The organism is Pseudoalteromonas gelatinilytica, from assembly GCF_001641615.1.
In the GTDB taxonomy this organism is placed as follows: Bacteria; Pseudomonadota; Gammaproteobacteria; order Enterobacterales; family Alteromonadaceae; genus Pseudoalteromonas; species Pseudoalteromonas gelatinilytica.
Genome location: NZ_LRRU01000011.1, coordinates 87,043 through 99,448 on the forward strand (window position 1 = coordinate 87,043; position 12,406 = coordinate 99,448).

The following is a 12,406-nucleotide window of genomic DNA, read 5'->3' on the forward strand; positions in this document are numbered from 1 at the left end:
TTCTAAAAATTTAATCTGATGTATCTGCAAGCTCTGGTACTTCTTGACCACGGCGTGCATAAAAATCTGCAACAAATTCGTCTAGTTTGCCATTACTGATGGCATTACGTAAGCCTTCCATCACGCGTTGATAATAACGTAAGTTGTGAATCGTGTTTAGACGTGCGCCTAAGATTTCATTACATTTATCAAGATGATGCAAGTATGCACGTGAATAGTTTTTACATGTATGACAATCACACTCAGGATCCAGTGGACCGGTGTCTGTTTTATGTACTGCATTACGGATTTTAACAATGCCGCCAGTAACGAATAAGTGGCCGTTACGGGCATTACGCGTAGGCATTACACAGTCAAACATATCGATACCACGGCGAACCGCTTCAACTAAGTCTTCAGGTTTACCAACACCCATTAAGTAACGAGGTTTGTCTTCTGGCATTTTGTAAGCACAGTGATCAAGAATATTGATCATCTCGTTTTTCGGCTCACCAACCGATAAACCACCTAATGCATAACCATCAAAGCCGATTTCTTCTAAGCCTTTTTGCGATTGTGCACGAAGCTCAGGGTACATACCACCTTGGATAATACCAAATAGCGCAGCTGGGTTATCACCATGGCCTTCTTTTGAGCGTTTAGCCCAACGAAGTGATAACTCCATAGAGTCTTTCGCTTCTTTTTCTGTCGCAGGGTATGGCGTACATTCGTCAAAAATCATTACGATGTCAGAGCCTAGATCACGCTGAACTTGCATCGCTTTTTCTGGCGAAAGCATGATTTTTTCACCATTAACGGGTGAGCTGAACATCACGCCTTCTTCTGTGATTTTACGCATTGCGCCTAAGCTGAATACTTGGAAACCGCCTGAATCAGTTAGGATTGGACGATCCCAATTCATGAAGTCGTGTAAGTCACCGTGCTGCTTAATGATTTCTGTGCCAGGACGTAACATTAAATGGAAAGTGTTACCTAAGCAGATTTGCGCGCCAGTATCTTTTACTTCGTCAGGGGTCATGCCCTTAACTGTGCCGTAAGTACCTACCGGCATAAATGCAGGGGTTTCTACAACGCCACGTTCAAAAATCAAGCGGCCGCGGCGCGCTTTACCGTCAGTGCGGTCTAATTCAAATTTCATATTATCCTCAGTGTCGGAAAAACAGTCCAACAAGCTATAATTTAACCGCTCGATTCTACCCTGTTTGCAGGTTTATTACTATTAATTGGGCTAAATTCGAAAATAAAAAGCCCAGTTCAAAAACTGGGCTTTTTATTGGGTATAATCGTTATTTGCGCGTTAAGAACATCGCATCGCCATAACTAAAGAAGCGATACTGTTCTTTTATCGCCGTATGATAAGCACCCATAATGTTATCTTGGCCTGCAAAGGCACTGACTAACATAATCAATGTTGATTCAGGCAAGTGGAAATTTGTTACCATGGCATCAACCACATTGAACTGATAACCCGGGTAAATAAAGATATCGGTATCACCAAAGTAAGTATCTAATTTGCCGCCGTGCACTTTAGCAGCAGACTCTAATGAGCGAACTGAGGTAGTACCTACGGCTATTACGCGACCACCTTTCGCTTTCGTTTCGGCTACCGCTTTAACCACATCATCAGGTACTTCAATGTACTCAGAGTGCATAACATGCTCGTCAACTGAGTCAACACGCACAGGCTGGAATGTACCCGCACCGACATGCAAAGTCACAAACGCCATGTTAATGCCCTTATCTTTTAAGGCCGCCATTAATTTATCATCAAAATGCAGGCCAGCTGTTGGCGCGGCTACGGCACCTGGCTTTTCACCATAAACTGTTTGATAGCGCTCACGATCTGACTCGTTATCAGGGCGGTCAATATAAGGTGGTAATGGCATGTGGCCGATGTCGTTTAGGATATCTAGGACATTTTCGTCTTTGGCAAATTCAAGTTCAAAAAGCTCGCCATGACGCGCAACCATGGTTGCTTCTGCCTTACCTTCAAGAATGATTTTTGAGCCTGGTTTTGGCGATTTGCTAGCTCGCACATGCGCAAGCACACGGTGCTCGTCGAGTACGCGCTCAACTAACACCTCAAGCTTACCGCCCGATTCTTTTTGCCCAAACATACGCGCAGGGATCACTTTAGTGTTATTAAAAACTAATAAGTCATTTTCATTAACAAGCGATAAAATATCACTAAACACTTTATGCTCAAGGTGGCCTGATGGGCCATCAAGCGTCAGTAAACGGCTGCTAGTTCGATCTGCTTTCGGAAAACGAGCAATTAATTCATCAGGAAGGTCAAAGCTAAAATCAGCTACGCGCATAGAGCATATCTCTCATTAATAAAAACGCGCCAAGTTTACTCTGATACGCCCACCACCTCAAGCAAAGCCCTGTGCCAACATCGTACAAGCTTAAAGGATTACAAACTTAAGTACTTATTAACCGCTTTTGGGGAAAGTTTGCTTGTAGATTAGGCAAAATGTCATTATTCTAGCTTATTCACTAAACATGGTTTAAGTAAGAGGTAGTAGCGCCATGGCCAAGCAGTTAAAGCTGCTAATTTTGAACGCAAGCGTTGCTGAGCGTGAGACTATTAAGTCGACATTAAACAAGCTTAATGTTTTCATGTTTATCGAAGCCAGTGACTCTCAAGATGCGCTAAAAATTCTCAAAAGCCACCCGGTGGATATTATCATTACAGGCCTTGAAGTCGGTAAGATTGATGGTTGGCGCTTTTCGCGCATGATCCGTTCAGGGCTATTAAAAACCCCAAAAAACACACCTATTTTACTTACTCCACCAATCTATTGTGAACGTATAGCCGAAACCACTGCTCGCAGCTATGGCATTGATGCTGTTCTTCCATTTGAACGCCAAGATATGTTGCCGCAAGTGCTTGCCAACGTGTTATCAACACACCTTGAAAAAAGTAGTCGCCTTAATTTATTACTGCTTGAAACCGATAACCGTAAGGCAAAGGATATCAGTGAACAGCTAAAACTTAGCTTCGCGATAACCCATACCACCTCAACAAAAGCGACGCTTGCGACCTATCTACAACAGAAGTTTGCCATTGTATTGATTGACGCCACCGAGTCTCATTCAGATACTGCGGCGGGGTTAATTAGCGAAATATTACAACACAACCCTAAGCAAGCAATCGTAACCATTATTGATAACAATGATGCAGATTACGCAGAGCAGTTGTTACTTTCTGGCGTTACTGATTTTATTCGCGCCCCGTACGATCATTCATTATTGAGTAAAGTGTGTGACCACGCTGCTCGTCGTGAAGATTTCATGGTGAGCTACGCAGAGTTTGCACAAAAAGTAGAACAACTAAGCCAAAGTCAAAGCCGTTATAAAGAACTGTTTTCTGCCCACCAACGTATCTTATTACATTTAAATACGGTAGTACTTGAGTTTAACCAAGAGGGGAATATTCGCTTTATTAACCCAGCTTGGGAGCACTTAACGGGCTATGGCATTAAGTCTAGCTTGGCAAAATCATTGACTGATTTTTGTTTGCCTGAGTGCAAAACAAAGCTACAAGATACAATTCAGAGTATTTTGCATGGTGGTGAGCAACAGCAACAGGTAGAGATCCAACTTAAACATAAAAATGGCAATGCTATTTGGGTTGAGTGTCGTTTACAGCTGATTAAGAACAGCCAAAACTCTGCGACCATTACCGCCACTATTGATAACATTCATGAACGTAAGCAAGCTGAGTTACAGCTTCGTCATTTAGCCTTACACGATACGCTCACAGAGCTGCATAATCGTTACTACTTTGACCAACAATTACAACGTATTTGTAAGGCCAAATACACCAGTAAAGATACCGAGCATGCGCTCATCTATATCGATTTAGATCACTTTAAAATCATTAACGACAGTAAAGGCCATCAACAAGGTGACATCGTTTTAAAAGAGGTTGCCCAGTTATTCACTGCGAATATCAGTGATGAGCATTTAGTGTGCCGCATCGGTGGTGATGAATTTGCCGTGATCTTAAAAAATACTAACTTACTTGATGCACACTTGGTGGCAGAAAGTATTTGTATGGCGATTGAAAAACACCGCTTTCACTCCGAAGGCCAAGAGTACTCAATTAGCTGCTCTATTGGTTTAACGCAAATCACCGAGCAAAATAACGACCCAAGTGAATGTTTAAAACAAGCTGATATCGCCCTTTATGTGGCTAAAAGCTTAGGCCGTAACTTAGTTCACTGTTACTCAAAAGAAGATAGCCATCATAACAGCTTACAAGCTGGTCTTGAGTGGGGTCATAGCATTCGCCAAGCATTACAACATGATGCAATCGAACTGCACTATCAACCAATTTGGGACTTCAAACGCGGCCATGTTGCCTACTTTGAAGCGCTATTGCGTTTGAAGTTGAATGACGAGCTTATTTATCCCAACCAGTTTATTCCTGCGCTTGAGCTTTTAAACGATACCTTTTTAATGGATCAATGCGTCATTCGTAATGCCATTAAGAGCGTTGCCGAGTACCCAGAGCTTAATCAAATCGCAATTAACTTATCAGCACAGTCGTTTTTAGATGAGCGCCTATTGCCGCACATTGAATCGAGCTTAAAAGAATATAATGTTGAACCAACACGCATTATTTTTGAGATCACCGAGTCTGCGAGTATCAATAACCTGGTGGCAACCCGTGCGATGATCGAGCGTTTAAACGGCTTAGGCTGTCATTTCTCGATTGATGACTTTGGTACCGGCTTTAGTACCTTCAACTACCTTAAACAATTACCGGCTCAGCATGTAAAAATTGATGGCTCATTTGTTCGTGATATGTTGAATGACCCAATCGATTTAGCACTAGTAAAAGCGATCAATGATATTAGCCGTTCGCTTGATAAGCGCTCTGTAGCGGAATATGTTGAAAACAAAGAAATATTCTTAGCACTAAAAGAAATTGGTATAGACTATGGTCAAGGGTACTTTATTGCCCGCCCTGTACCGGTTGAAAAAATTAGCGCTGAACTTAAAAAAATATCTGAAAATAATCTGTTTAATTAACAGTTAGCTAACATTAAAAAGCCTAGTTCTGATACATTTTTAAACATTTTTTATTAGTTTTTAAGCTTCCATACTTACAATACTCATCTATACTTTAATCCACAGCAAGAACAAATGTCGTGGTTTTATGCTGATTATCAAATAAAAACATGACATTACTTATTACATTAAACATACTGAATATAACTTAACATCGTTAAGTCCATGTATTGACGGTATAAAGGAGAAAAGTGATGACACAACTAATCGTTTTGTTGCTGATTGTGAATCTAGGGATAGCGTATCAATGTTACCGTAATGCGACCTTTAAGGGGTATCCGGTGAAAATATTTACAGGGCTAGGTTTAGTGCCTTACTTTAACTTAGTCGTGTGGGTTTATTTGTTGTTTTTACCTGACTTAAAACCATTTTCAATGAATGAAAAGCAGCCACTTTAGGCTGCTTTTTAGTTGGGAGAATTTAAAAGCGATAACTTGATGCCTTGTCGATAAGTTGCGCGGCTTTTATATCGCCAACCACGCACTTTTTGATATCTGATTTTTTAAATACTTTAACCAGCTCACCCTTACCTTCACTCACACCGCGAATGATAAAACTCACATGTTCATCGTTAGGTAGGCTTCTTAAACCGCTACCATAATCACATAATGTCAGTGATAAGCTTTTATCTACTTGCTTAGCTAAAGCAGCCAACTGCTGTTGTTGCTCTTTCACACGAGCTTGTTTTTTCTCAGCTAACTCTTTGCGCATTTCTTGCTGTTTTAAAGACAGCTTTTGCTGCTCTTTCTCAAGCTCTTTAATTGATGCTTGTAGTGCTTGTTTACGTTTTTCGAGCTCTTGCTCTTTGGCATCTTTATCGTGGCGACGATCAAACTCAAGGTCACGCTTTTCACGTTCAAGATCACGGATTTCACGGCTCACATCGCGCTCTTGCTCGGCAACTTCACGCACTCGTTCTGCACTTTCACGCATCACTTCCATGGCCTGCTGATAAGCTTCTTGCGTTTTTACGACCACCGCATCGCTGATCACTTGCACATGTTCGCCTAGCACTTCAATTTCAGTTAGCTCTTCAAAATCGATATCTGGCATGGGTGGAAGCGGTGCATCAGGCACTGAAGCAAACACTGTAGACCAGCGTGAGCCGCCTCTTACGTCAAAGCTAAACACCACACCTTGATGCTGCAAATAACTTGATGATACGTTTCTTACCTTGTTATCGGTGTCTTGTTTTAATGCTGCTGTGAGGATTTTTTCCATGATCCCGACTTCACGCTGAATTTTATCTAATTCATCACTTGCTTGTGCTTGTACGCTTACTGCTGTGCAAAGCAATAAGGCAGCCGTGGTTGATTTGTATTTTGACATCTTAATACTCCAAATTGTTGGCAACGGTTGGCATTGGCCTGCCGTCCACTTGCTCTGCTAAATCATTTAACTGCATACGTAAGTACGCTTGGTCTTGGGCGCGCTGTGTTTTGATATAAGCCAGCACGCTGGCAATATCTTCTTGGCGCTCTACTCGCCCGGTTTTAATTGCTTCTTTGGCCAGTTGATACATCTGCTGTTGCTGCACTTCGTTTTGCGCAGTGATGATGTTTTGCAACTGATCAATTTGCTTTTGTTGTGACTCTAATAAATTGGTTTGTTTAGCCACTTGTTCGAGTAACTGCTGGTTTCCTTGCTGTGGATTACTAGCAAAAATCCACGCGCAAAATGCAATTGATGCAGCTACTGCCCACATCCCAGAACCAAAAAACAAACTCGTTTTTTGCACTTTGGGCATCGTGGATTCTCGATCCCAGTTTGGTACAGGTACTGTTTCATAGTGGTGACTTTGTTGTTGCCACTGCATTGCATTGTTCATCATTAATGCATACTCAGCATCGGCTTGAAGTAACGCAATTTGCTCATCAGTTAGGCTTTCGCCTTCTAACCATGCGGTAAATAATGAATCTAAATTAGCCATCTACGGCCTCCAAATGCACTTTTAACTTACCAAGCGCACTGTATAGTCTTGATTTAGCTGTATTGGTTGAAATACCTAATTGCTCAGCTATTTCTTCAAACGTACAGTGCTGAAAAAACTTTAACTCCACCACCAAGCGTTGCTCCCAGGGTAAATTGTTCATCATTTCTTTAAGTTCATGATGCTGCTCAGATTGCAGTTGATTGGTTTCTAACTCACTGCGCTCACAGCTTTCTTCTGGTACGGCGTCCAAACCTTGATGCAGCTTACGGCGGCGGTAATATTCAACACTACGCCGATGCACAATTTGATAAAGCCAAGTGTTAAAACTCGATTCACCACGAAAACTCGGTAAGCTCTTATACACAGAAATAAACACTTCTTGCATTAAGTCCATTGCATCATCAGGGTGACTTAACATCCTTAGGCAATAGTTATATACCTGTGTTTCGTGCTGCTTGACTAATTTCAACCACGCCCGTTTATTGCCCTGTTGCGCTTTAGCAATTAGTGTCTCAAGTGATTGAAAAAACACGCTAGCCTCGTCATCTGATCTGCCTTTAATGGTTTTGTTATTATGTTAGTCGAGGGAAGGAAAAAAATAGTTTGCTTAAATAATAAAAAACCCCAAATATTTTTTATTTGGGGTTTTTTATTATTAGTCGCATTGACCGTCTAAGCTACACTGCTTATTAAGAAACAGCTCTAGCTGCTGGCTAAACAGCCTAAAATCTCTGATCCGGCCTGTTGTTTTACGCCACACGATACCAATATCTCGGTATGCATCGCCTTGTGATGGCGTAGCAACCATATCTTTTTTATCTAAAATACCAGCGTTAATTGCCATCTGGGGTAAGAAAGTAACACCAAGCTGGTGTTCAACCATACTTAATAAGGTATGTAAGCTTGCCGCTTCAAATGGGTTAATACAGCTTGAGCGATTCAAGTGACAAGCACTGAGTGCGTGGCCAGTCATACAATGCTCACGCTCTAGCAAGAACACACTCGCATCCGGTAAAAGATTAAAGTCTTCCACGCCATCTGCGGGTGTGTAATCTTTATGATGCACTAGGCTGAAGTGATCTTTCGCAAGGACTTGAGTATGAAACTTTTCAGTGTCATACGGTAACGCGAGCAACGCCATATCAATTTGCCCATGCTCTAGCTTATCGAGTAATTTGTCACTGGTATCTTCAACCAAAACTAGCTCTAGCTCGGTAAATGTTTGTTTGCAGAAATGATATAAAGGCGCAGCAATAAAGCTGGCAATCGTCGGGATCACACCAAGCGTGAGTGTGCCACTTAATGGCGTTAAAAAGCTCTTCGTAAGCTCTTTTAAGCTTAGGGTGTCATCAATGATCTTACGCGCTTTTTCGACAACCTCTTCACCAATTGCAGTAAACATTAAGCTGCGGTTTTCACGCTCAATAAGTTGGCAACCTAGGGTTTCTTCTAAGTTCTGAATTGCACTACTTAAGGTTGATTGACCAATAAAACAGGCGCTTGCTGCGCGGCCAAAATGTTGATGTTGGTGGACTGCTAATAAATATTGTAGTTGTTTAATACTTGGTAAGTTATTCATACTCTACCTGAAAATAAAAAGACCCCAACACCTAAGGCATTGAGATCTTTTCAAGCTAAAAGTCTTTTAGTACTTTTTATACCCCGAAGGCAGTTCTCAGTACGTAGAAAATAACAATAGCAAGGGCTGCGCCAACTGGCAACGTAATTACCCAAGAAACTACAATGTTTCTTACAACACCCATGTTAAGTGCCGCAATACCGCGTGCCATACCAACACCTAATACCGCACCAACAAGTGTTTGTGTAGTAGAGATAGGTAAACCAGTACCTGATGCGATAACAACTGTAGAAGCAGCAGCAAGCTCAGCAGCAAAACCACGGCTAGGTGTTAAGTGGGTGATACCTTCACCGATTGTTTTGATTACTTTCTTACCTAAGATAGCAAGACCAGCAACAATACCTAAACCACCTAGTGGTAAAATCCACCATGCAATAGCCGCTTTCTTAGCGATTTCACCGTTGTGCTCAACAATGTTTACAACAGCAGCTAGTGGACCAATCGCGTTAGCAACGTCGTTTGAACCGTGTGCGAATGCCATACAACATGCTGTTAGTACCATAAGTACCGCGAACACTTTCTCAACGTTGTTGAATTGCATTTTCTTGTCAGCTTTAGGGTCAATCTTAAGGCGTGAAATAGCGAATTTACCAATGATTGCAACAACCACGGCGATCGCGATAGAAAGCATGTAACCTTCAAATGAACCTAAGTTGATACCAATGTGCTTCAAGCCTTTCTTGATTGTTACAAGAGACATGATGAAGCCCGCTAGACCCATGTATACAGGCACGTAGCGCTTAGCATTTTTAAGAGGTGCGTCAGTGTCAAAAATTAGCTTTTGCGCACTCATGAAAATCAAATAAGCAATAAAACCAGAGATAGCAGGGGTAACAATCCAGCTACCTACAATACCCATTACCTTGTTCCATTGGATTGCTTCGCTACCTACCGCAACCAATGCGAAACCAATGATGGCACCAATGATTGAGTGAGTAGTTGAAACAGGCCAGCCTAAGAACGAGGCAATCAATAACCAGCTACCTGCAGCGAATAACGCGGCGATCATACCGAGTATCATTAACTCAGGTACGTCCATAAATGGGGTCGCATCGATAATCCCTTTACGGATCGTTGATGTAACCTCACCACCGGCAAGGTATGCGCCAGCGAACTCAAACACCATCGCGATGATGATAGCTTGCTTAATTGTAAGTGCTTTTGAACCTACTGATGTACCCATCGCATTGGCAACGTCATTTGCACCAATACCATAAGCCATAAAGAAACCGACTGCGGCGGCAGTTAAAACGAGTAACGTGCCGTAATTTGCAATGATATCCATTGTGTGAACCTTTAATTTTTTCGTATGAACTGATTTTTAATTAACGAGCTAACATCAGCTCAAGACGAGAACCTACGCGCTCAGCAATATCAGCTAAGTCACCTACCCATTCAATGATCTTGTATAAGAACATCACGTCGATTGGGTTAAGTTCATTTTCAACGGCGCGCAATTGACGGCGAATTTTGATTTGCATGTCATCCGTGTCTTGCTCAATTGCGTCCAATTCAACGAGCATTTTCTCAACTAAAGTCACTTCGCGACCTTTGAAGCCCGTTTCAAGAAGCTCATCTAGCTCATTGATTGCTTTTGATGCTTGTTTAGTTGCATCAACACAACGAGTTACATAAGCAAGGAAATCTGCTTGGATTTCGGTAGGAATAGTCATCTCACGACCAACTACACGACCTGCAATATCTTTTGCTTTATTAGCAATTTTGTCTTGTTGAGTAACAAGCTCTAGCAAATCGGTACGCTCAACTGGCATGAATAAGCCACGTGGTAGTTGAAGGCGAATGTTACGTTTCATTTCATCAGCTTCACGCTCTAAATTACGAATGTTTAGGCGGATTTCTTCCGCTTCTTGCCACTCTTCTTTGAAAACGTGATTAAAGAAAGGGATCAATGCTTTACTTGCTTGATGTGCTTTCTTAATGTGATCTTCCATAGGCTTAATAGGAGATTTAGCAAATACCCCTAAAAATGCATTTGTAGGCATAACTGACCCTTTATAAATTAGTATGCTTTGGCAGCTGCGAATTTTACAGCATTGTGTTCGATTGTGAACGCTTTTTCTGCCTTACATCACCAATAATAGACAAAGCGGCCAAAGGCCGCTCGGTTTAATAATGAAAAGTTGCGGTTAAAATTACAGCGACTTTTCGATATCTGCTTGAGATGTATGACGAATATCTTTGCCGTTTACAAAGTAGATGATGTACTCAGCAATATTTTGACAACGGTCGCCGATACGCTCTAAAGAGCGTACTGACCACACTAAATCCATAATTTTCGGGATTGAGCGTGGATCTTCCATCATATATGTCATGATTTGACGGGTAATTGCTTCGTATTCACGGTCAACTTTGGCATCTTCTTTATGTACTTCAAACGCACATTGCACATCCATACGTGCAAATGCATCGAGTACATCATGAAGCATTTTTGATACTTGGCGACCCATGTTTTCAATGTTCACCAGTAGGTCTTGCTGATCTTTTGTGAATGAGTCCAGCGCAACTTTAGCAATACGCTCAGCTTCATCGCCAATACGCTCTAAATCAGCAATTGTTTTAGCAATGGCAATTACAAGACGTAAGTCACTGGCAGCTGGCTGACGACGAGCGATAATGCGTGTGCATTCTTCATCGATGTTCACTTCCATTGCATTTACTTTATAGTCGTTTTCACGAACTTTTTGTGCCAGATCTGCATCGCCATTGCTAACAGCATCAAGTGCACTGTTTAGTTGTTGTTCAACTAAACCACCCATGTTTAATACATGGTTACGCACATTTTCAAGCTCTTCATTAAAGCGGCCCGAAATGTGTTTATTGATATTATGTTCCATTGTCTACCTCTATAAATTTCGTTTACGGTACCAAGTGACTTTATTGACTAACCGTAACGGCCTGTAATGTAGTCTTCTGTTTTCTTCTTGCTTGGTGTTGTAAATAACGTATTGGTATCTGAATACTCAATCAACTCACCCATGTACATGAACGCAGTTTGGTCTGATACACGAGCAGCTTGTTGCATGTTGTGAGTAACAATTACCACGGTAAACTTATTCTTTAAGTCGTTAATTAGCTCTTCGATAACTAAAGTAGAAATTGGATCTAGTGCCGATGTAGGCTCATCCAGAAGTAGTACTTCAGGCTCGATAGCAATTGAGCGAGCAATAACAAGACGCTGTTGCTGACCACCCGATAGGCCAAATGCACTATCGTGTAAACGGTCTTTAACTTCATCCCATAACGCCGCGCCACGTAAAGATTGTTCAACCACTTCGTCTAGTTTACGCTTTTCTTTAATACCTTGTAAGCGTAGGCCATAAACGACATTTTCGTAGATTGATTTTGGAAATGGATTAGGACGTTGGAATACCATCCCAACATTTCGTCTTAATGCTGCAACATCAACACTCTTATCGTAGATGTTGTGGCCGTGTAATAAGATCTCACCTTCAATACGACAACTATCAACTAGGTCGTTCATACGGTTGATACAACGTAAAAGTGTTGATTTACCACAGCCTGACGGACCGATAAACGCGGTTACCTGACCTTTCGGGATGTTCATATTTACGCCGCTAAGCGCTTGTTTATCACCGTAGTATAGATCTAAGTTTTTAATCTCTAACGCTGTTTGCTCTGCAGTTAGGTTATCTAAATCTAGCTTTGCCGCGCTTTTCGCTTGGTTTACTTGTGGTGCAACTGTAATCATCTCTGTCTACCTATAAAAATTC

At 41.6% G+C, this 12,406-nt stretch carries 12 protein-coding genes; 2 read left to right on the forward strand and 10 right to left on the reverse strand.

Features of this window, described 5'->3' with window-relative positions:
* Window positions 1-10: 10 nt before the first annotated feature.
* Window positions 11-1,138, reverse strand: a complete 1,128-nt coding sequence (tgt, locus tag NH153_RS05395; protein ID WP_058583935.1) for a tRNA guanosine(34) transglycosylase Tgt — start codon at window positions 1,136-1,138, stop codon at window positions 11-13.
* A gap of 148 nt (window positions 1,139-1,286) precedes the next feature.
* Window positions 1,287-2,318, reverse strand: coding sequence for a tRNA preQ1(34) S-adenosylmethionine ribosyltransferase-isomerase QueA (gene queA / locus NH153_RS05400; protein WP_063701805.1), 1,032 nt, complete (start codon window positions 2,316-2,318; stop codon window positions 1,287-1,289).
* A 214-nt stretch (window positions 2,319-2,532) separates the two neighbouring features.
* Between queA and NH153_RS05405 the strand changes: the two genes are divergently transcribed.
* Window positions 2,533-5,043 carry an EAL domain-containing protein gene (locus NH153_RS05405; RefSeq protein WP_063701807.1) on the forward strand — a complete coding sequence of 837 codons (2,511 nt, stop codon included), beginning with the start codon at window positions 2,533-2,535 and terminating at the stop codon, window positions 5,041-5,043.
* A gap of 233 nt (window positions 5,044-5,276) precedes the next feature.
* Window positions 5,277-5,480 (forward strand): hypothetical protein, encoded by a 204-nt coding sequence (locus tag NH153_RS05410; RefSeq protein WP_063701809.1) that lies wholly within the window; start codon window positions 5,277-5,279, stop codon window positions 5,478-5,480.
* Between the two features lie 22 nt (window positions 5,481-5,502).
* Here the strand turns inward: NH153_RS05410 and NH153_RS05415 are convergent, their stop codons facing one another.
* The 8 genes from NH153_RS05415 to pstB form a co-directional block, all read right to left on the reverse strand.
* Window positions 5,503-6,411 carry a hypothetical protein gene (locus tag NH153_RS05415; protein WP_063701812.1) on the reverse strand — a complete coding sequence of 303 codons (909 nt, stop codon included), beginning with the start codon at window positions 6,409-6,411 and terminating at the stop codon, window positions 5,503-5,505.
* Between the two features lies 1 nt (window position 6,412).
* Window positions 6,413-7,012, reverse strand: coding sequence for a hypothetical protein (locus NH153_RS05420; protein WP_063701814.1), 600 nt, complete (start codon window positions 7,010-7,012; stop codon window positions 6,413-6,415).
* Window positions 7,005-7,547: an RNA polymerase sigma factor gene (locus NH153_RS05425; RefSeq protein ID WP_063701817.1), complete on the reverse strand. Its 543-nt coding sequence runs from the start codon at window positions 7,545-7,547 to the stop codon at window positions 7,005-7,007. The genes NH153_RS05420 and NH153_RS05425 overlap by 8 nt, the downstream gene beginning before the upstream one ends.
* Window positions 7,548-7,670: 123 nt before the next feature.
* Entirely contained in the window at window positions 7,671-8,594 is a 924-nt protein-coding gene (locus NH153_RS05430; RefSeq protein WP_063701820.1) for a hydrogen peroxide-inducible genes activator, read from the reverse strand.
* A gap of 76 nt (window positions 8,595-8,670) precedes the next feature.
* A complete protein-coding gene (locus NH153_RS05435; RefSeq protein WP_063701822.1) occupies window positions 8,671-9,939 on the reverse strand; it encodes an inorganic phosphate transporter in 1,269 nt (422 codons plus the stop codon).
* 40 nt (window positions 9,940-9,979) lie between these two features.
* Window positions 9,980-10,657: a TIGR00153 family protein gene (locus NH153_RS05440; protein WP_063701824.1), complete on the reverse strand. Its 678-nt coding sequence runs from the start codon at window positions 10,655-10,657 to the stop codon at window positions 9,980-9,982.
* A 150-nt stretch (window positions 10,658-10,807) separates the two neighbouring features.
* The gene (phoU, locus tag NH153_RS05445; protein WP_054552476.1) at window positions 10,808-11,509 is read right to left on the reverse strand and encodes a phosphate signaling complex protein PhoU; all 702 of its coding nucleotides are present in this window, start codon (window positions 11,507-11,509) and stop codon (window positions 10,808-10,810) included.
* Window positions 11,510-11,556: 47 nt separating this feature from the next.
* Complete coding sequence (gene pstB, locus NH153_RS05450) at window positions 11,557-12,384, reverse strand: phosphate ABC transporter ATP-binding protein PstB (RefSeq protein ID WP_063701826.1); 828 nt, start codon at window positions 12,382-12,384, stop codon at window positions 11,557-11,559.
* Window positions 12,385-12,406: the final 22 nt, after the last annotated feature.